This is a genomic window from Streptomyces dengpaensis (assembly GCF_002946835.1).
Lineage (GTDB): Bacteria > Actinomycetota > Actinomycetes > Streptomycetales > Streptomycetaceae > Streptomyces > Streptomyces dengpaensis.
In genome coordinates this window covers 3,616,320-3,636,200 of the sequence record NZ_CP026652.1, presented here as the reverse complement: position 1 = coordinate 3,636,200, position 19,881 = coordinate 3,616,320, and the positions used below count along the sequence as shown (strand labels likewise).

General features: G+C 70.6%; 18 protein-coding genes and 1 pseudogene. 10 read left to right on the top strand and 9 right to left on the bottom strand.

Annotated elements, in window-relative coordinates:
• Window positions 1-16: 16 nt before the first annotated feature.
• Window positions 17-484 (bottom strand): VOC family protein, encoded by a 468-nt coding sequence (locus C4B68_RS16570; protein WP_099500572.1) that lies wholly within the window; start codon window positions 482-484, stop codon window positions 17-19.
• Window positions 485-521: 37 nt separating this feature from the next.
• On the bottom strand, window positions 522-962 hold the full coding sequence (locus C4B68_RS16565; RefSeq protein ID WP_099500573.1) for a winged helix-turn-helix transcriptional regulator: 441 nt from the start codon (window positions 960-962) through the stop codon (window positions 522-524).
• A gap of 99 nt (window positions 963-1,061) precedes the next feature.
• Here C4B68_RS16565 and C4B68_RS16560 point away from each other — a divergent pair.
• Window positions 1,062-2,216 (top strand): annotated as a pseudogene (locus tag C4B68_RS16560) (MFS transporter); the annotation flags it as partial.
• A gap of 80 nt (window positions 2,217-2,296) precedes the next feature.
• On the opposite strand, the gene rarD reads toward C4B68_RS16560, so the two are convergent.
• Together rarD and C4B68_RS16550 are read right to left on the bottom strand one after the other, a co-directional pair.
• Complete coding sequence (rarD, locus tag C4B68_RS16555) at window positions 2,297-3,298, bottom strand: EamA family transporter RarD (protein ID WP_240634379.1); 1,002 nt, start codon at window positions 3,296-3,298, stop codon at window positions 2,297-2,299.
• 144 nt (window positions 3,299-3,442) lie between these two features.
• A complete protein-coding gene (locus C4B68_RS16550) occupies window positions 3,443-4,297 on the bottom strand; it encodes an SDR family oxidoreductase (RefSeq protein ID WP_099500575.1) in 855 nt (284 codons plus the stop codon).
• An 89-nt stretch (window positions 4,298-4,386) separates the two neighbouring features.
• Here C4B68_RS16550 and C4B68_RS16545 point away from each other — a divergent pair, with 89 nt between their 5' ends.
• The gene (locus C4B68_RS16545; RefSeq protein ID WP_099500576.1) at window positions 4,387-4,800 is read left to right on the top strand and encodes a winged helix-turn-helix transcriptional regulator; all 414 of its coding nucleotides are present in this window, start codon (window positions 4,387-4,389) and stop codon (window positions 4,798-4,800) included.
• A 17-nt stretch (window positions 4,801-4,817) separates the two neighbouring features.
• Here the strand turns inward: C4B68_RS16545 and C4B68_RS16540 are convergent, their stop codons facing one another.
• The 5 genes from C4B68_RS16540 to C4B68_RS16520 all read right to left on the bottom strand — a co-directional run bounded on the left by C4B68_RS16540 (window position 4,818) and on the right by C4B68_RS16520 (window position 12,021).
• On the bottom strand, window positions 4,818-5,933 hold the full coding sequence (locus C4B68_RS16540) for a 2-oxoacid:ferredoxin oxidoreductase subunit beta (protein WP_099500577.1): 1,116 nt from the start codon (window positions 5,931-5,933) through the stop codon (window positions 4,818-4,820).
• Window positions 5,926-7,857 carry a 2-oxoacid:acceptor oxidoreductase subunit alpha gene (locus C4B68_RS16535; RefSeq protein ID WP_099500578.1) on the bottom strand — a complete coding sequence of 644 codons (1,932 nt, stop codon included), beginning with the start codon at window positions 7,855-7,857 and terminating at the stop codon, window positions 5,926-5,928. The genes C4B68_RS16540 and C4B68_RS16535 overlap by 8 nt, the downstream gene beginning before the upstream one ends.
• A gap of 366 nt (window positions 7,858-8,223) precedes the next feature.
• A complete protein-coding gene (locus tag C4B68_RS16530; RefSeq protein ID WP_276311622.1) occupies window positions 8,224-8,883 on the bottom strand; it encodes a response regulator transcription factor in 660 nt (219 codons plus the stop codon).
• A 304-nt stretch (window positions 8,884-9,187) separates the two neighbouring features.
• Complete coding sequence (locus C4B68_RS16525; protein ID WP_099500580.1) at window positions 9,188-10,555, bottom strand: sensor histidine kinase; 1,368 nt, start codon at window positions 10,553-10,555, stop codon at window positions 9,188-9,190.
• Window positions 10,556-10,833: 278 nt separating this feature from the next.
• Window positions 10,834-12,021 (bottom strand): sensor histidine kinase, encoded by a 1,188-nt coding sequence (locus tag C4B68_RS16520; RefSeq protein ID WP_099500581.1) that lies wholly within the window; start codon window positions 12,019-12,021, stop codon window positions 10,834-10,836.
• 324 nt (window positions 12,022-12,345) lie between these two features.
• On the opposite strand from C4B68_RS16520, the gene C4B68_RS16515 reads away from it, so the two are divergent.
• The 8 genes from C4B68_RS16515 to C4B68_RS16480 are packed head-to-tail and all read left to right on the top strand — an operon-like array spanning window position 12,346 to window position 19,877.
• Window positions 12,346-12,759, top strand: coding sequence for an NADH-quinone oxidoreductase subunit A (locus C4B68_RS16515; RefSeq protein WP_099500582.1), 414 nt, complete (start codon window positions 12,346-12,348; stop codon window positions 12,757-12,759).
• Entirely contained in the window at window positions 12,750-13,448 is a 699-nt protein-coding gene (locus tag C4B68_RS16510) for an NADH-quinone oxidoreductase subunit B (protein ID WP_099500583.1), read from the top strand. Before C4B68_RS16515 ends, C4B68_RS16510 begins: the two co-directional genes overlap by 10 nt.
• Window positions 13,445-15,151, top strand: a complete 1,707-nt coding sequence (locus tag C4B68_RS16505) for an NADH-quinone oxidoreductase subunit C (protein ID WP_099500584.1) — start codon at window positions 13,445-13,447, stop codon at window positions 15,149-15,151. Before C4B68_RS16510 ends, C4B68_RS16505 begins: the two co-directional genes overlap by 4 nt.
• The gene (locus C4B68_RS16500) at window positions 15,148-16,116 is read left to right on the top strand and encodes a complex I subunit 1/NuoH family protein (protein ID WP_099500585.1); all 969 of its coding nucleotides are present in this window, start codon (window positions 15,148-15,150) and stop codon (window positions 16,114-16,116) included. Before C4B68_RS16505 ends, C4B68_RS16500 begins: the two co-directional genes overlap by 4 nt.
• Before the next feature lie 2 nt (window positions 16,117-16,118).
• Complete coding sequence (locus tag C4B68_RS16495; RefSeq protein ID WP_099500586.1) at window positions 16,119-16,790, top strand: NuoI/complex I 23 kDa subunit family protein; 672 nt, start codon at window positions 16,119-16,121, stop codon at window positions 16,788-16,790.
• Window positions 16,787-17,515, top strand: coding sequence for an NADH-quinone oxidoreductase subunit J family protein (locus C4B68_RS16490; RefSeq protein ID WP_099500587.1), 729 nt, complete (start codon window positions 16,787-16,789; stop codon window positions 17,513-17,515). Before C4B68_RS16495 ends, C4B68_RS16490 begins: the two co-directional genes overlap by 4 nt.
• Entirely contained in the window at window positions 17,515-17,889 is a 375-nt protein-coding gene (gene nuoK / locus C4B68_RS16485) for an NADH-quinone oxidoreductase subunit NuoK (protein ID WP_099500588.1), read from the top strand. The genes C4B68_RS16490 and nuoK overlap by 1 nt, the downstream gene beginning before the upstream one ends.
• On the top strand, window positions 17,886-19,877 hold the full coding sequence (locus tag C4B68_RS16480; RefSeq protein WP_099500589.1) for an NADH-quinone oxidoreductase subunit 5 family protein: 1,992 nt from the start codon (window positions 17,886-17,888) through the stop codon (window positions 19,875-19,877). The genes nuoK and C4B68_RS16480 overlap by 4 nt, the downstream gene beginning before the upstream one ends.
• Window positions 19,878-19,881 lie beyond the last annotated feature (4 nt).

Genomic DNA, 19,881 nt, shown 5'->3' with positions numbered 1-19,881 from the left:
CTCCGGCCTGCCCGTACTACTGCACGCAGAACTCGTTCCCCTCCGGGTCCGCCATCACGACCCACTCACCGCCCGGTTCCTTGACGTGCCGCAGCACGCTCGCCCCCAGCCCCTCCAGCCGCTCGACCTCGTCCGCTCGCCGCCCGTCGCCCGGATGCAGGTCGAGATGGAGGCGGTTCTTGACGGTCTTCGGCTCTGACACGCGCTGGAAGAGCAGCCGTCGCCCGAGTCCGGTGCCGCTGGCCTCGTCGTACGGGTCGTCGGGATGCCGTACGGCGACCAGGTCCCGGAAGGCGAGGCGGGCGTGGAACTCGACGGTGGCTTCGCGGGGCAGCGCGCCGAGCTCGAGGAGCCGCTCGATGAAGGCGCCGTTGTCCTCGGCCTCGTAGTGGAGCGCGGCGGCCCAGAAGTCGGCCTGCGCCTGCGGGTCGGCGCAGTCGATGACGAGCTTCCAGTGCACCGGTGCGGGTGTCTTCTCAGTCATGCCACCAGTACATCGCCTCAGTCCGGGGCCCGGGCGTCTATGCGGAAGCAGCTTCGGTCTCCCGGGCGTCATACGCCGCCCGCGCAGCCGCGATCTCCCCTTGGTGCTCCTCCGTCCACGTCACCAGGGACTGGATCGTCGCGTGCAACGTCCCGCCCAGCGGCGTGAGTTCGTACTCCACCCGCGGTGGCACCACCGGATGCACGGTCCGTTTCACCAGCCCGTCCCGCTCCAGCTGCCGCAGGGTCACGGTCAGCATCCGCTGGCTGACGCCGTCGATCTCCCGGCGCAGCTCGGTGAAGCGCAGGCGCCGGTTCTCCAGCAGCGCGATGACGAGCAGCGACCACTTGTCGGCCACCCGGTCGAGGATCTGCCGTACCTCGCAGTCCTCCCGGGTATCCCACTGGAAGGGGTCGGCGTCGCCGTAGTCCACGGTGCTCGCGCAGTTACTCGGTGACTTAGAAGTGCCTTCTTCCATGTCTATCGATGCTGCCGCAGGCTGGAGTTGGTTACAAGAGGGAACCGACCCTCACTTTCGTAACCGACTCTTGCCTTCACCTACCCGAGGAGAGTCCCTATGGGCACCCGTGCCTGGGCCCTGCTGCTCGTCCTGTGCGGCACGATCTTCCTGGAGGGCATCGACGTCGCCATGATGGCGGTCGCGATCCCGTCGATCAGATCCGATCTCGACCTGTCCACGGGCACCGCGGCCTGGGGCATGAGCGCGTACGTGCTCGGCTACGCCGGTTTCACCCTGCTCGGCGGGCGGGCCGCCGACCTGCTCGGCCGCCGCCGGATGTTCCTGCTCTGGCTCACGGTCTTCCTCGCCTTCTCCGGCCTCGGCGGCTTCGCGACCGAGGGCTGGATGCTGGTCGTCGCCCGGTTCGTCACCGGTGTCGCGGCCGCGTTCATGACACCGGCGGCGCTGTCACTGATCACGACGTCGTACGAGGAGGGTCCGCAGCGCAACAAGGCCCTGCTGGTCTTCGCCGGAACGGCAGCCGGCGGCTTCTCGCTCGGCCTCGTCATCGGCGGCCTGCTGACCGAGCTGGGCTGGCGCTGGGTGTTCTTCGCCCCGGTCCTGCTGGCGGCAGCCCTGCTGCTCGCGGCCGTACGGCTGATCCCCGCGCAGGACGCACCGCCGAGGACCGGCGGCGGCTTCGACCTGCCCGGCGCGCTGACCGCCGCCGGCGCGATGCTGCTGGCCGCCTACACCGTCGTACGGCTGGAACACGGTCTGCACGACTGGCCGCTGACCGCCGTTTCCGCCGTGGCCGCCCTGCTGCTCGCCGCGGCCTTCGTCACCGTCGAACGCCGTACCGCCGCGCCGCTGGTGCGCCTCGGCATTCTGCGCCAGGGGTCCGTCGTCCGGGCCGACCTCGGGGCGCTGCTGTTCGTCGGGGCCTTCTTCGGTTTCCAGTTCGTCGTGACGCTCTATCTCCAGGAGCTGCGCGGCTGGTCCTCGCTCCAGACCGCGATCGCACTGGTGATCATGGGCTGCGACGCCGTGCTCGCGCCGACCCTCACCCCGAAGCTGGTCGCCCGCTACGGCAACGCGCGCGTGATCGTCGGCGGCTTCGCGCTGGCCGTCGTCGCGTACGGGCTGTTCCTGCCGGTCGGCATGGACTGGTCGTACGCCGCGATGTTCCCGACGCTGATCATCGCGGGCACGGCCTTCGCGCTGGCATACGGGCCGCTGACCATCGCGGCGACGGACGGGGTCGCCGAGGAGGAGCAGGGGCTCGCGAGCGGGCTGCTGAACACGGCGACGCAGTTCGGCTCGGCGATCGGGATCTCGGCGGTGACCGCGGTCTACGGCTTGGCGTCGACCGGCTCGGGACCGGCGGCCACGCTCTCCGCGTTCCGTGCGGCGCTCATCGTGCCCGTCGGGATGGTGACGCTGGGCCTGCTGATCTCGGCCCTGACCCTGCGCGCCGCCCGCCACGCGTCGGCCGTCAGCAGCGTCAGCGCCAGCCAGACCAGCGCGAACCCGGCCCAGCGCTCGGGCGGCATGGCCTCGCGGAAGTAGAGGATGCCGAGCAGGAACTGGAAGACCGGGGCGAGGTACTGCAGCAGCCCCAGCGTGGACAGCGGCACACGGATCGCCGCGGCGCCGAAGCAGACGAGGGGAAGCGCGGTGACGACACCGGTGGCGGCGAACAGCGCCGCGTGCCCCGCACCCTGCGTGCCGAAGGTCGCGTCCCCCGAAGTCCCGAGCCACACCAGATAGACCAGCGCCGGCAGGAACTGCAGCGCGGTCTCGGCGGCGAGCGACTCGATGCCGCCGAGATTGACCTTCTTCTTCACCAGCCCGTACGTGGCGAAGGAGAAGGCGAGGATCAGGGAGACCCAGGGCGGGCGGCCGTATCCGAGCGTCAGGACGAGGACGGCGGCGAAGCTGACGCCGACGGCCGCCCACTGCACCGGACGCAGCCGCTCCTTCAGCAGCAGCACGCCCATCGCGATGGTGACGAGGGGGTTGATGAAGTAGCCGAGCGACGCCTCCACCACATGGCCGCTGTTCACGGCCCAGATGTAGACGCCCCAGTTGACGGTGATGACCGCCGCCGCGACCGTCACGAGCCCCAGCTTGCGCGGCTGCCGCAGCAGTACGCCCGCCCAGGCCCACCGTCGCAAGACCAGCAGCACGGCGCCGACCAGGACGAGGGACCACACCATCCGGTGGGCGAGGATCTCGACCGCCCCGGCGGGCTTCAGCAGAGGCCAGAAGAGGGGGACGAGCCCCCACATGCCATACGCCGCGACGCCGTTCAGCAGGCCTATGTGCTGCTCGCCCCTCGACTTCCCGGCCACCGGCGCCTCCCTCTCGTGTGACAGCCGCTCCCGAGTGGCGGAGCAGCCTGGAAGAAGGTAGCGCCGAGCACCCCCGCGTGTCATGCCCGTATCGCTATACGGTCATGACAGGCGGGGCGGTGTGCTCACAGCCGGCGGAGGAGTTCAGCCCTTCAGCGCGGCGGCGATCGACTCGGCGATCGGCGTGGTCGGCCGGCCGGCCAGACGGGACAGGTCGCCGGTGGTGACGGCCAGCTCGCCTTTCTCGATAGACGCGTCGACGCCCGCGAGGATCGCGGCGAGCGGCTCCGGCAGGCCCGCGCCGGTCAGCATCCCGGTGTAGACCTCGGCGGGAACGGCGTTGTAGACGATCTCCTTGCCCGACTGCTCGGCCAGCTCGGCCGCGTACTCGGCAAAGCCCCACGCGGTGTCGCCGCTCAGCTCGTACGTCGTGTTCTCGTGCTCCTCGCCGGTCAGTACGGCGACGGCGGCGGCCGCGTAGTCGGCGCGCGAGGCGGAGGCGACGGTGCCCTGGCCGGCGGCCTGGACGACGGCGCCGTGCTCGAGGACGGGGGCGAGGTTCTCGGTGTAGTTCTCGTGGTACCAGCCGTTGCGCAGCAGCGCGTACGGCACCTCGGACTCCAGGATCGCCTTCTCGGTGCCGCGGTGGTCGTCGGCGAGCGCGGCCGTCAGGCTGCCGGGAGCGCTGGTGTACGCGAGAAGCGCGACCCCGGCCGCCTTGGCGGCGTCGATGACGACCTGGTGCTGGCCGACACGGCCCTTGTCGAACTCGTTGCCGGAGATGAGCAGCACCTTGTCGCCCGCCGAGAGGACTCCGTCGAAGGTCTCGGGAGCGTTGTAGTCGGCGACCGCGATCTTCACGCCGCGGGCGGCGAAGTCGGCGGCCTTCTTCTCGTCGCGGACGACGGCGGTGATGTGGTCGGCCGGAACCTTCTCCAGCAGCTGCTCGACGACGTGACGGCCGAGGTGTCCGGTGGCTCCGGTGACGACGATGCTCATGACTGAACTCCTTGTGGGGTGGATATGCCACTCACCCTAGGAGGTGCACTAACTCTCCGAAAGTACCCACTTTGAAGTAAGGTACTGGCATGGCCGTAAGTGACAAGGCAATCGGTACGTCCGTCACCGACAAGTACGACATCGGCGAGGCGATGTGCCCGTACCGCCTGGTTCTGGAGCACGTCACCAGCCGCTGGGGCGTGCTCGTGCTCATCGAGCTCCTCGAGCGCCCGTACCGCTTCAGCGAGCTGCGCCGCGCGATCGGTCGCGTCAGCGAGAAGATGCTCACGCAGACCCTCCAGACGCTGGAGCGCGACGGCTTCGTCCACCGCGACGCCAAACCGGTCATTCCGCCGCGCGTCGACTACTCGCTCACCGACCTGGGCCGCGAGGCAGCCGAGCAGGTGAAGGCGCTGGCGATCTGGACCAGCGAGCGGATGGCCGACGTGGACAAGTCCCGCCGGGCATACGACGAGGCCCGGGCACTGAAGGCCCGGGCCTAGGACGTACTGGGGCGTACTCAGCCGACGACCGTCCAGGTGTCGCCGCCCGCGAGCAGTGCGGCGAGGTCGCCCTTGCCGTTCTGCTCGATGGCCGTGTCCAGCTGGTCCGCCATCTGCGTGTCGTAGACCGGCCGGTCCACGGAGCGGAACACGCCGATCGGCGTGTTGTGCAGCGTGTCCGGGTCGGCGAGGCGGGAGAGCGCGAAGGCGGTGGTCGGAGACGCGGAGTGGGCGTCGTGGACCAGGACCTCGGCCTCGTTGTCCGGGGTGATGGTGACGACCTTCAGGTCGCCGGTCCGCTGATCCCGTACGACGCCGCGCGCGCCTCCCCCACTCTCGGCTTCGCTCGAGCGGGAGGTGCCCCCACCGCCGAAGCGGATGGGCTGCCCGTGCTCCAGCCGGATCACCGCTTCCTGGGCCTTCTGCTTGTCCTTGAGCACCTCGAAGGCGCCGTCGTTGAAGATGTTGCAGTTCTGGTAGATCTCCACCAGGGCCGTGCCGGGGTGGGCGGCGGCCTCGCGCAGCACGCTGGTGAGGTGCTGCCGGTCGGAGTCGATGGTGCGGGCGACGAAGGACGCCTCCGCGCCGATCGCCAGGGACACCGGGTTGAAGGGCGCGTCCAGAGACCCCATCGGCGTCGACTTCGTGATCTTCCCGACCTCCGAGGTCGGGGAGTACTGGCCCTTGGTGAGGCCGTAGATCCGGTTGTTGAAGAGCAGGATCTTCAGGTTCACGTTGCGGCGCAGGGCGTGGATGAGGTGGTTGCCGCCGATGGACAGCGCGTCGCCGTCACCGGTCACGACCCACACACTCAGGTCGCGCCGCGACGAGGCGAGTCCTGTCGCGATCGCCGGCGCGCGGCCGTGGATGGAGTGCATGCCGTACGTGTTCAGGTAGTACGGGAAGCGGGACGAGCAGCCGATGCCCGAGACGAAGACGATGTTCTCCTTGGCGAGGCCCAGCTCCGGCATGAAGCCCTGGACCGCCGCGAGGATCGCGTAATCACCGCAGCCGGGGCACCAGCGCACTTCCTGATCGGACTTGAAGTCCTTCATGGACTGCCTGGCCTCGGCCTTGGGAACGAGCGAAAGCGCCTCGATCGTGCCCGTGCCTTCCATGGACGTCTCAGCCATCGATGGCCTCCTTGAGAGCTTTGGCAAGCTGCTCAGCCTTGAACGGCATGCCGTTGACCTGGTTGTACGAGTGCGCGTCCACCAGGTACTTCGCCCGGATGAGCGTGGCGAGCTGACCGAGGTTCATCTCGGGGATCACCACCTTGTCGTAACGCTTCAACACCGTGCCCAGATTCCGCGGGAAGGGGTTGAGGTGGCGCAGATGGGCCTGCGCGATGTGCTCCCCGGCGGTGCGCAGCCGCCGAACCGCCGCGGTGATGGGGCCGTAGGTCGAACCCCAGCCGAGGACGAGCGTATGGGCCTGGCCGTCCGGGTCGTCGACCTCGACATCGGGGACCTCGATGCCGTCGATCTTGGCCTGGCGGGTGCGGACCATGAACTCGTGGTTGGCCGGGGCGTAGGAGATGTTGCCGGTGCCGTCTTCCTTCTCGATGCCGCCGATGCGGTGCTCCAGGGCGGGCGTGCCCGGGATGGCCCACGGCCGGGCGAGGGTCTGCGGATCACGCTGGTAGGGCCAGAAGACCTCGGTGCCGTCGTCCAGCGTGTGGTTGGGTCCCTGGGCGAACTGCACGCGTAGATCCGGGAGTTCGTCGGTGTCCGGGATGCGCCACGGCTCGCTGCCGTTGGCCAGGTAGCCGTCGGAGAGCAGCATGACCGGGGTGCGGTAGGTCAGGGCGATCCGGGCGGCCTCGAGGGCGGCGTTGAAGCAGTCGGCGGGCGTGCGCGGCGCGACCACCGGCACCGGGGCCTCGCCGTTGCGGCCGAACATGGCCTGCAACAGGTCCGCCTGCTCGGTCTTGGTGGGCAGGCCGGTCGAGGGGCCGCCGCGCTGGATGTCGATGACAAGGAGCGGCAGTTCCAGACTCACCGCGAGGCCGATGGTCTCCGACTTCAGCGCCACACCCGGACCGGAGGTCGTCGTGACGCCCAGCGAGCCGCCGAACGCCGCGCCCAGCGCCGCGCCGATCCCCGCGATCTCGTCCTCGGCCTGGAAGGTCCGTACGCCGAAGTTCTTGTGCTTGCTGAGCTCGTGCAGGATGTCCGAGGCCGGCGTGATCGGGTACGAGCCCAGGTACAGCGGCAGGTCCGCCTGCTGGGAGGCCGCGATCAGGCCGTACGACAGCGCCAGGTTCCCGGAGATGTTGCGGTAGGTGCCGGTCGGGAAGGTCTGGGCGGCAGGAGCGACCTCGTACGAGACGGCGAAGTCCTCGGTGGTCTCGCCGAAGTTCCAGCCCGCCCGGAACGCGGCGATGTTGGCGGCCGCGATGTCCGGCTTCTTGGCGAACTTGCTCTGGAGGAACTTCTCGGTGCCCTCGGTGGGCCGGTGGTACATCCAGCTCAGCAGGCCCAGCGCGAACATGTTCTTCGACCGCTCGGCCTCCTTGCGGGAGAGCGCGAACTCCTTGAGGGCTTCGACGGTCATCGTCGTGAGCGGGACGGGGTGGACGCTGTAGCCGTCCAGGGAGCCGTCCTCCAGCGGGCTGGCCGCGTAGCCGACCTTGGCCATCGCTCGTTTGGTGAACTCGTCCGTGTTGACGATGATCTCCGCGCCGCGCGGCACATCGGCGATGTTCGCCTTCAGGGCGGCCGGGTTCATGGCGACCAGGACGTTCGGCGCGTCGCCGGGGGTGAGGATGTCGTGGTCCGCGAAGTGCAGCTGGAACGACGAGACGCCCGGCAGGGTGCCCGCGGGTGCGCGGATCTCGGCGGGGAAGTTGGGAAGGGTCGAGAGGTCGTTCCCGAAGGAGGCTGTCTCGGAGGTGAAGCGGTCGCCGGTGAGCTGCATGCCGTCACCGGAGTCGCCCGCGAAGCGAATGATCACTCGGTCAAGGCGGCGGACGTCTTTCACCCCGGCCGCTCTGCGCTGTTCTCCTACGACGGCTTCGTCGGCCTGCTCCGCTGGGCTACTGACCTGGCTCGTCACTGAACTGGACCTCCCTCGAGGCGGCTGTCTGGGAGAGGCCTTTCCGCAGGCCTTCCCCTTTTCAACCCTACGTCGGTGAGGGTCGCCTTCTTGTGGTCATTCGCATAATGGACACCCTTTTGAGATGGCCCGACGCCCTGACTTGTCATGATTTACCCGCCCCCCGGTCCTTCCCTGAAAGACGCTCCCGGCTCATCCTTGGTTCTGGCTTCTGGTCGTGGCTGCTGGTCCTGGGTTTCTGGGCTTCGGCTCTGGAATCTGGGTTTCGGGGCCTCGGCTCTGGGCTTCTGGGTTTCGGTTCTGGGCTTCTGGGTTTCGGCTCCGGAATCTTTACGGGCGCTCATTGACTGACACGGTGTCAGGTGGTCAGGAGTTCAGGTAGGTGAGCACCGCCAGGACACGCCGGTGATCCCCGTCGCTCGGAGACAGGCCCAGCTTCAGGAAGATATTGCTGACGTGCTTCTCCACAGCGCCGTCGCTGACCACGAGCTGCCGCGCGATCGCCGAATTCGTCCGCCCTTCGGCCATGAGACCCAGGACCTCCCGCTCCCGGGGGGTGAGCCCCGCGAGTACGTCCTGTTTGCGGCTGCGGCCGAGCAGCTGCGCCACGACCTCCGGGTCGAGCGCGGTACCCCCCTGGGCCACCCGCACCACGGCGTCCACGAACTCGCGTACCTCGGCCACACGGTCCTTGAGCAGATAGCCGACGCCGCGACTGGAACCGGCCAGCAGTTCGGTGGCGTACTGCTCCTCCACATACTGCGACAGCACGAGCACGCCGACGCCGGGATGCGCCTTGCGCAGCTGCACCGCGGCCCTGACCCCTTCGTCGGTGTGCGTCGGCGGCATCCGCACGTCGGCGACGACGACGTCCGGCAGCGCGTCCTGGGCCGCGAACTCGGTGATCGTCTTGATCAGCGCCTCGCCGTCGCCGACACCGGCCACGACGTCATGCCCACGGTCGGTCAGCAACCGGGTCAGGCCCTCCCTGAGCAGCACTGAATCCTCGGCGATGACCACCCGCACCCTGTCCTCCACGATTCTCGGCCCCCCGCGGTTCCCGGCCCGCGCCGGTTTCGTCCCCGCTCGTACGTCAGCATCCAGCATCCCAGCATTCGGACCGGCGTGCCGCTGTTTAGCCTGTACGGCTATTCAGCCTGTCGGGCTGTTTCAGCCCGTCCGGCGTTTGAGGACGAGCGCGAAGCGCGATACGGGGGGTCTGGGGAGCGGAGCCCCCCGGGTACGGGACGGGTAGGGGCGGAGGGGGCGAAAAAACCTCCCCAACCCCACCCCGCACAGAATCAGCGCGCCGGGGCAGCCCCGCGGTAAATCAGCCTCGCCAGGGCAGCTCCGCGGTAACCCGGGTAGGCCCGGCCACGGGCGAGTCCACCACCAGAATCCCGTCCACGGCATCCAGCCGCTCCGCGAGCCCCGCCAGCCCCGACCCCCGGGAAACATCGGCCCCACCCACACCGTCGTCCACTACCTGGATCATCAGCCGGTTCTCGACCCGCCAGACATCCACCGTGGCCCGCGAGGCCCGCGCATGCTTGCTGATGTTCTGCAGCAGCTCGGAGACGGTGAAGTACGCGATCCCCTCGATCGCGGCCGCGGGCCGCGACGCCAGATCCACGTCGACGTCCACGGGCACCGTGCACCGCGACGCCACCGCGGACAGCGCGGCGTCCAGCCCCCGGTCGGTGAGGACCGCCGGATGAATCCCGCGCGCCAGATCCCGCAGTTCCTGCAACGCCGTCTTCACCTCACCATGGGCCTCGTCCACCATCCGCGCCGCGGCCTGCGGATCCTCGGTCAGCTTCTCCTTGGCCAGCCCCAGGTCCATCGCCAGGGCGACCAGGCGTGCCTGCGCCCCGTCGTGCAGATCGCGCTCGATGCGGCGCAGGTCGGCGGCGGCCGTGTCGACCACGACCCCCCGGTCGGACTCCAGCTCGACCACCCGCGTCGCCAGCCGCGACGGGCCGAGCAGCCCCCGCACCATCAGCCCGTCCACGGTCGTCAGCGCCCGCACGATCCACGGCGTGGCCATCGTGAAGAGCAGCCCCACCAGCGCGGTCACGGCGATCTCGAAGGGGTTGTCCAGGTAGATGGCGTGTGTCTCGTCGCCATACACCTGGAGGCCGTCCTGGCCCGCGTACATCGGGAAGACCCAGAACCACAGCGGATACGCCAGCAGCGCCCACCCGTAGGCCCAGAAGTTCAGCGCCACCACGAACGAGAACACCGACCAGGGGAGCTGGATCACGGCGTACAGCAGATGCCGCCACGACGTGCCGCTCTTGAGCATCGCCCCCATCCACGCCATCGCCCCGTGCTTGCGCATCCGCAAGGGTTCCGGCTCGGACACCTCGACGCCGAGCAGGCGACGCGCCCGCGCCCGCTCCAGGGTGCCGAACCCGCGGCAGCCGGCCAGGGCGGCGGCGAGCACCGGTATGCCCAGGAAGGTGATCAGCAGGCCCGCGCCGAGCGAGAACATCGTGATGGCGAACGTGAACATGGCGACCCCGAGCGGCAGGCTCAGCATCACATAACCGAACTCACGCAGGCTGCGGGCCTCGACCGGCGTCCGCAGCGGGGCCGGGAGACGGTGCCTGCGGTCCCCGGCACCCGCGCCGTGGAACCCGGACCCGCTCCCGTCGCCGCGCGGGTGCCCGTATCCCTGTCCGTACTCCGTGGCCATCGGTCCCGTCCGTTCTACTCGTCCTGCTCGTCGGCTCGTACCCCGACCCTGCTGTGCACGGCGCCCACGAGCCATGGAGCGGGTCGGCGTCTTGGGGCGGGGGTTTTCCCTACCTCTCGGGATTTCGCACGTGGCGGGCGCGGCGTACGCGTGGTGTGTGCCGGAGTACGCACGGTGTGTGCCGTACATGCGGGAGCGGTCCGTACGTACATGCAGTTGCGGCCCGTACGTGTCGTATGACGCGTACGGGCCGCTACCTCGGGGGCCGTGTGTGTCGGCTAGCCCAGCCGATCGCGCCACGGCAGCTCCGCCGTGACGACCGTCGGACCGCCGACCGGCGAGTCGACGACGAACAGCCCGTCGACCGCGCCGAGCCGTTCCGCGAGCCCCGCCATCCCCGTACCGCCGCCGAGGTCGGCCCCGCCGCGGCCGTCGTCCCACACCTGTATGAGCAGCCGTTCGTCCGCCCGCCACACATCGACGGACGCGGACCGCGCCCCGCTGTGCTTGCTCACGTTCTGCAGCAGCTCGGAGACGGTGAAGTAGGCGATGCCCTCGATGGCCGCGGCCGGTCTGCTCTCCAGCTCGGCCGTCACCTTCACGGGTACGGTGCACCGCGAGGCGACCGCGGACAGCGCGGCGTCGAGACCCCGGTCGGTGAGGACCGCCGGATGGATGCCACGGGCCAGATCGCGCAGCTCCCGCAACGCGAGCTTCACCTCGCCGTGCGCCTCGTCGACCATCGCGGCCGCCGCGTCGGGGTCCTCGAGGAGCTTCTCCTTGGCCAGGCCGAGCCCCATCGCGAGGTTGACCAGCCTGGCCTGCGCCCCGTCGTGCAGGTCGCGCTCGATGCGGCGCAGGTCGGCGGCGGCCGTGTCGACCACGACCCCCCGGTCGGACTCCAGCTCGGCGATCCGCCGCTCCAGTTCGTCGGAGGGCGACAGCAGGCCGCGCACCATGGCCCGGTCCACGTTCGTCAGCCCCCGCGCGATGTACGGCAGCACCGGCCACAGCACGAACAGCGACGTGAGCGTGATGGTGAAGGTCGCGACGCCCCACGGCAGCCGGATGAAGTCGTACAGCACCGCCCGCCAGCCCACCGGGTCCTTCAGGCTCGACCAGAGCCAGCCGAAGAAGCTGGTCCGGCGCACCGGGAGCGGGCTCGGTTCGTCGATCCGCAGGCCGAGCAGCCCTCGCGCTCGCGCCCGCTCGGCCTTGCCCAGCAGGCGCGAGCCCCGCAGCCCGCCCGCGAGCAGCGGCAGCCCGATGACCGTCACCGCGAGCCCCGCGCCCGTGAACATCAGCGTCGCCACATACACGAAGCCGGCGATCGCGAGCGGCAGGTTGGCCAGCAGATGCGCGATCTCCTTCCACGTCTGCCGGTCGTAGGCGAAGCGCGCGGGAGGCAGCCGGTCGCCGTCGGACGTCTCGTCCGGCGGATCGGTGGGCGTAATGCGTTCGGTCATGCCCGCCAGCCTGCCGGGCCGCGCGCCTCGGCGCCATGAGGTGGACCGCCACGATCCCCTGGGGAAAACCCCACCCCCGCAAGGCGGAGACGGGCGAGCGCGGGGTGAAGAGAGGGGCAACCGCGGGGTAAAGAGGAGAACCCCGCGGCGCGTGAGCCGGACGGTCCGAGAGGCGTCCACCGTTGATCGAGGCTTGACGGGCTGCTTACCGTCTCTTTAGCAGGCCCTAGACTCCCGACCGTACAGATCGTCGAACACGGCGCATCACAGAGTGCGCGACGGCGCAGTCTGGGGCGTAACGAGGTCAGGGAGTGAGGGGCTGACGTGCCGGAACCGACCGTTGTCACGGCGACCGGGGCCGTCGTCGCGGCGGACTACTTCCAGTCCTACTCGGTTGTCGGACTGCTCGCCGTCATGGGCGTGCTGTTCGTCGCCGTCGCCTTCGGGGCGGGACGCCTGCTGCGGCCGGTGGTCCCCACCCCCGAGAAACTGCTCACCTACGAGTGCGGTGTCGACCCCGTCGGCGAGGGCTGGGCCCACACTCAGGTCCGCTACTACGTCTACGCGTTCCTGTACGTGATCTTCGCCGTCGACTCGATTTTCCTCTTCCCCTGGGCGACGGTCTTCGCCGCGCCCGGCTACGGCGCCACGACGCTCGTCGAGATGTTCATCTTCCTCGGCTTCCTCGCCGTCGGCCTGCTGTACGCATACAAGAAGGGCGTCCTGACATGGACGTGACCCCCTCGACTCCCTCGATCCCCGAGGCCTCCGCGACTGCCGAGCCCGTGCGGTCCGTGGAGCCCGTCGGGCCTGTGCAGCCCGTGCTGCTCCCGGAGCCGAAGCGGCTGGGCGCGCTCGCCCGCCTGGCCCCCGAGCCCATGAAGGTGGTCCTGAACTGGGGCCGCCGCTACTCGCTCTGGGTCTTCAACTTCGGCCTCGCCTGCTGCGCGATCGAGTTCATCGCCGCGTCGATGGCCCGCCACGACTTCATCCGCCTCGGCGTGATCCCCTTCGCGCCGGGCCCCCGCCAGGCCGACCTGATGGTCGTGTCCGGCACGGTCACGGACAAGATGGCTCCGGCCGTCAAGCGTCTGTACGAGCAGATGCCCGAGCCGAAGTACGTCATCTCCTTCGGCGCCTGCTCCAACTGCGGCGGCCCGTACTGGGACTCCTACTCCGTGACGAAGGGCGTCGACCAGATCATCCCCGTCGACGTATACGTCCCCGGCTGCCCGCCCCGCCCGGAGGCCCTGCTCCAGGGCATCCTGAAGCTCCAGGAGAAGATCGCCCGCGAGTCGCTGGGCGAGCGTTACGGGTCCGGGGCGGCGCCGTCCGCTGCCGTGCGTCCGTCCGCGGCCGGGCGTCCGTCCACGGCGGCGCTCCAGAGCGGCCTGGTGCAGCCCCCGACCACAGGGGAGGGGCGATGACGGTCGTCGGCTGGCTCCCCGCCCCCGCCGAGGAACTCTTCGGCCCAGAGGCCACGGCCGAGGAGTCGTACGAGGTCCTGACGGTGGACGTACCGCCGGCTTCCTGGATCTCCGCCCTGGAGACCGCGCGCGATGACCTGGGCTGCACCTACTTCGACTGGCTGAGCGCCGTCGACGAGCCCGGCACCGGCTTCCGCGTCGCTGCCCACGTCGTGGCGCTCTCGCCGGTACGCCGCCTCCTCATCCGTACGACGGTCCCGCACGCGACCCCGGTCCTCGCCTCGGCGGTCCCCGTGTACGCGGGCGCCGCCTGGCACGAGCGCGAGACCCACGAGATGTTCGGCGTGACCTTCGAGGGTCACCCGGGGCTGGCCCCCCTGCTGTTGCCGGAAGGCTTCGAAGGCCACCCCCTCCGCAAGGACTTCGTCCTGGCCGCCCGCGTCGCCAAGGCCTGGCCCGGCGCGAAGGAGCCCGGCGAGTCCGAACACGGCGGCCCGAAGCGCCGCCAGATGCTCCCACCCGGCGTCCCTGACCCCAACGAGTGGGGCCCCCTCAGGGGCCAGCTCCCCCCGGCCCCGGCCCGCCCGGCACGCAGGACCCGCACGGCGGGCGAGGGCTCGGCCAGCCAGACCGCGGGCGCGGGCGCTGCTGCTAGGACGGCTGGGGCTGCCGGTGCTGGTGCCGGGACCCCGGTGCCGCCGCGCCGTACTCGCAGCGCGAGTGAGGGCTCGGCGAGCCAGCAGGCTGGAGCCGTGGCGCCGGACGCGCATGCGCCGGGTCAGGCTGGAGCCGCGGCGCCCGGTCGGCAGGCGATGCCGCCCGCCGACCGGCCGACCGCACCTTCCGGACCCCGCCGAGCACGCACCGCAAGCCAGGGCTCGGCTTCACAGCGCGCGGGCGACACGGGGGAGACAGGGGACACGGCGGAGGGCACTGGGCCGACGCCTCCGGCTGCCGAGGCCGCAACGCCTCGCCCCGAGCCAACGGCCCCGACTGCTCTGACCCCGACCACTCCGGGCACGACGGCTCCGGCCGTCCCCGCGAAGGCCACCGCGCCCCGCAGCTCGGACGCTCCGTGGCACCACGCCCGGCCCGCTTTCGACGAGCCGAAGCCGAAGCCGGAGCCGGAGCCGAAGCCGAAGAGGCAGCGAGACTCTGAGGGCACCCCGGCGGCTGAGACCACCTCGGAATCGGGGGCGAGCCCGGAGCGCGAGGCGAGCCGGGATGCCGAGGGGACCCCGACGCCTGGGACCACCCCGGAATCCGGGGCTGCCGCGGGGTCCGACGCGACTTCGGGCCGCCCCGAAGCGAGCCGGGACGCCGAGGCCGGACCTGAGCATGAGGACACTCCGGAAGCCGGGACTGGCCCGACGCGCGAGGCGAGCCCGGAACATGGGGCGAGCCCGGAGCGCGAGGCGAGCCCGGACGCCGAGGTGACCCCGAAGCCTGGGGCCACTCCGGAAGCCGGGGCTGCCGCGGGGTCATACACGACCTCGGCCCCTGGGGTGAGCCCCGACTCTGAGGCGAGCCCCGATCCCGAGGTGAGCCCCGCCCATGAGGCGAGCCCCGACCCCGACGCGACCCCGAACCCGGAAGTCACCCCGAAACCCTCAGCCGCCCCCGAGGCGACCTCCACCCCCAACCCCGAGTCCGACCCGAACTCCACCGACCAACCCGACGCGACCCCCGGAGGCCCGCAGTGAACGACGCCCTCGACGTCGCCCTGCGACTCCTCGTCGTCTTCGTCGTGTTCCTGACGTTCCCCCTGATCGTCGGGCAGACGGAGCACAAGGTCATGGCCCATATGCAGGGCCGCCTCGGCCCGATGTACGCCGGCGGCTTCCACGGCTGGGCCCAGCTCGTCGCGGACGGCGTGAAGTTCGCGCAGAAGGAAGACGTCGTCCCGGCGGGCGCGGACCGCCGTATCTTCCAGCTCGCCCCCGCCGTAGCCCTCCTCCCGTACCTCCTGGTCCTCCTCGCCATCCCCATCGGCCCGGGCGAAGGCGCCGTCGGCGAGGTCGTCGACGCGGGAATCTTCTTCGTCCTGGCCGTCATGGGCGTAGGCGTCCTCGGCTCGCTCATGGCGGGCTGGGCCTCGGCCAACAAGTTCTCCCTCCTCGGCGGCCTCCGCACCGCCGCCCAGCTCCTCGCGTACGAACTCCCGATGCTGCTCACCGCCGCCTCGGTCGCGATGGCGGCGGGCACGGTCTCCCTCCCCGGCATCCTCGACGCCTTCGAGTGGTGGTGGCTGCCCTGGCAGATCGTCGGCGCGATCGTCTTCTTCGTGGCAGGTCTCGCCGAACTCCAGCGCCCGCCCTTCGATATGCCCGTCGCCGACTCCGAGATCATCTTCGGCGCGTACACCGAGTACACGGGCCTGCGCTTCGCCCTCTTCCTCCTCGCCGAGTACGCCGGAATCGTCGTCCTGTGCGGCCTGACCACCGTCCTCTTCCTGGGCGGCTGGCACGGCCCGTGGGGTGCCGACGGCCTCGGCTGGGTCTGGACCCTGCTGAAGACCGCGATCCTCGCCTTCGTCGTCATCTGGCTGCGCGTGACCTACCCCCGTCTGCGCGAGGACCAGCTCCAGAAACTCTCCTGGACCCTCCTCGTCCCCCTTTCCCTCGCCCAGATCGCTCTCACCGGCATCGTGAAGGTGGTGATCCAGTAACCATGGCTCCGATCCCTGGCAGTGGCCTCGCCAAGGGCCTGGCCGTCACCCTCCGCACGATGACGAAGAAGACCGTCACCGCGCAGTACCCGGACGCCCAGCCCGAACTCCCGCCCCGCACCCGCGGCGTCATCGGCCTCTTCGAGGAGAACTGCACGGTCTGCATGCTGTGCGCCCGCGAGTGCCCGGACTGGTGCATCTACATCGACTCCCACAAGGAGACGGTCCCGCCCGCCGCCCCCGGTGGCCGCGAGCGCAGCCGCAACGTCCTCGACCGCTTCGCCATCGACTTCTCCCTGTGCATGTACTGCGGTATCTGCATCGAGGTCTGTCCTTTCGACGCGCTGTTCTGGTCCCCGGAGTTCGAGTACGCGGAGACCGACATCCACGAACTCACCCACGAGCGCGACAAGCTCCGCGAGTGGATGTGGACCGTCCCGGCCCCGCCCGCCCTCGACCCCGGCGCCGAGGAACCGAAGGAGATCGCCGCCGCCCGCAAGGCCGCCGAGAAACTGGCGGCCGAACAGGCGGCGCAGACCGAGCCCCCGGCTCCCGCCGAGCCCCCGGCTCCCGCCGAGGCTCCGGCTCCGACCGACGCTCCGGCTCCCGCGGAAGCCGAGCCCCCGACCGCGGACACCCCGGGTCCCTCCGACACCCCGGAGGGCAAGTCGTGACCCTCGCAGCAGCCACGGCCGCCGCGGCGCGGGCCACGACCACCGCCGCCGAAACCCACGGCTTTCTCTCCCCGAACGGCGTCGAGATCGCCTTCCTCCTCGTCGGCCTGGTCACCTTCGGCGCCGCGATCGTCACCGTCACCACCAAGCAGCTGGTGCACGCCGCCCTGTGGCTGGTGGTGACCCTCGGCGGCCTCGCCGTCGAGTACCTCCTGCTCACGGCCGAGTTCATCGCCTGGGTGCAGGTCCTCATCTACGTCGGTTCCGTCGTCGTCCTCCTCCTGTTCGGTCTGATGCTCACCAGGGCCCCCATCGGCCGCTCCCCGGACGCCGACTCCGGCAATCGCTGGGCCGCCCTGACCGTGGCCATCGCCGCTGCCGCCGCCCTGGTCTGGGTCGTCGTCGACGCCTTCCGCACGACCTGGATCGACCTGGACGGCCCCGCCGTCGGCTCCACCAAGGTGACCGGAGCGAGCCTCTTCCAGAGCTGGGTCCTCCCCTTCGAAGCGCTCTCCGTTCTCCTCCTCGCCGCCCTGGTGGGCGCGATCGTCCTCTCCCGCAAGGCGGCGGCGGACGCGGCCACCCCTGCGAGCGCCCCCGCCGACGGGACGGTCCCGAGCGGCACCCGGAGCGGCGGCACCGTCCCGGGCACCGGGAGCGGCCCAGCCCTCCCGAGCGGCAGAACCGTCGCACGCGGCCGGAGCGACCAGGAAGGGACCCGCTGATGCACCTCGCCTATCCCGCCGTGCTTTCCGCCCTCCTGTTCTGCACGGGCCTGTACGGAGTCCTCGCGCGCCGCAACGCGATCCTGGTCCTGATGTCCGTCGAGCTGATGCTCAACGCCGTCAACCTGAACCTCGTCGCCTTCGACGTCTGGCTTTCCAGGACCGCCCGGGACACGCTCCACTCCGGCCAGGCACTGACCCTGTTCACCATCGCCATCGCGGCCGCCGAGATCGGCATCGGCCTGGCGATCGTCCTCGCCGTGTACCGGAACCGCGGCACCTCGGACATCGACAAGCTCCGCGATTCCGCCGAGCCGCACGGCCCCGACGAAGCCACCGTCACGGCAGACGAGAAGGCTGAGGCCACCGCGTGACCACGACCACCCTCGCCGTCCTCGTCCCCCTCCTTCCGTTCCTGGGCGCCGTGGCCGGACTTCTCCTCGGCCGCACCGCGCCCGGCTTCGTCCGCCCGCTCGCCGTCCTGCCGACCCTCACCTCGCTCGTCCTCGCCGTACTGGTCGCCGTACGCCAGGGCGGTGGCCAGGCCGTCGACGCCGCCACCGAACTGACGCCCACCGGCTCGATCCCCATCGAACTCGCCCTGCACATCGACGGCTTCGCCGCCCTGGTCGCCGTGCTGGTCGGCGTCGTCGCCTCCTGCGTGCAGATCTACTCGACGGGCTACCTACGCGACGACCCGCGCTACCCCTCGTACGCCGCTCTCGTCTCCCTCTTCACCTCCGCGATGCTGCTCGTCGTCTACTCCGGCGACCTGATCGTGCTCCTGGTCGGCTGGGAGATCATGGGCATCTGCTCGTACTTCCTGGTCGGCCACTACTGGGAGACCCCCGAGGCCCGCGCCGCCTCGATCAAGGCCTTCCTGGTCACCAAGCTCGGTGATGTCCCCTTCCTCATCGGTCTGTTCGCCCTCGCCACCGACGCCGGGTCCTTCCGCATCACGCGCGTCCTCGGCGCCGTCGCGAGCGGCGGGCTCGACCACCCGACGCTGATCGCCCTGCTGCTCCTCGCCGGTGTGGCGGGCAAGTCGGCGCAGTTCCCGCTGCACACCTGGCTGCCCGACGCGATGGCGGGCCCCACGCCCGTCTCCGCGCTGATCCACGCCGCGACGATGGTCGCCGCCGGTGTCTACTTCATCGCCCGGCTCCTCCCCGTCTTCCAGGCCTCCTTGGCCGCGATGGTCATCATGGCCGTCATGGCCGCGATCACGATGGCCGGTTCGGCGCTCGCCGCGCTCGCCCAGGACGACATCAAGCGCGTCCTCGCGTACTCGACGATCGGCCAGCTCGGCTACATGACCGGCGCCCTCGCCGTCGGCGACCGCGGTGCCGCCGTCTTCCACCTCCTGTCCCACGGCGCCTTCAAGGCGCTGCTGTTCCTCGCCGCCGGCGTGATCATCCACGCCTCCGGCACCAACTCGCTGGCCGTCATGTCCCGCATGAAGGACCTGCGCGCCCGGGTCCCCGACGCCTACTGGACGATGACCGTGGCGCTGCTCGCGCTCGCCGCGATCCCGCCGTTTAGCGGCTTCTTCTCCAAGGAGGCCGTCCTCGGCGCCGCCGAGCACGTCGCCACAGGGCACACCGAGCACGCCCCCGGCGCCGCGGGCTGGATCGTCCTCGTCGCCGGTCTGATCACCGCCGTCCTCACCGCCGCGTACGCCACCCGCCTGTGGCTGCTGACCTTCCGTGGCCAAGGCGCCGAGGCCCCGGATCACGGCAGGCAGCCGCTCGCCATGAACGCCGTGCTGTGGGTGCTCGCCCTCCCGTCGCTCGCCTTCGGTCTGGCGTACGGCCCGCTGCCCGACTGGTTCGACGGCCGCGATCTGACACCGGTCCTCACCACCTCCGTCCTGGGCACTGGACTCGCTCTCATCGGCGGCCTCGTCACCTACGGCGCCTGGCGGCACACGAGCGCACTCGCTGCCCGTGTACCGATGGGCGCGGTGGTTGCCCACCCGGACGCCGAAGGCGGACTGGTCGAGGCCGAGGCCATCGCACTCCACGGGCCGGCGTTCGGAAACGTGGCCTACGCCCCCGACCCGGCGGACCCGGGCCGACTCCTGCTCGGCCCGCTGCACCGCCACGCTGCCGTGGGCTTCCACCTCGACGCCGTGTACTCGGCATTGTTCGTCCGCCCGGTCCAGGCAGGAGCCACACTCGTCCAGTTCGTGGACCGCGAGGTCGTCGACACCTATGTACGCGGTGCGGGCGCCCTACCCCGCTGGCTCGGCGCGGCCGTACGGCGCGCGCAGACCGGCAATGTGCAGACCTATGTGAGCGCGCTGCTCGCCGGCACCGTCGTCCTGGTGGTCGCCGCCCTCCTCGTCGCCACGGGAGCGTGAGCAG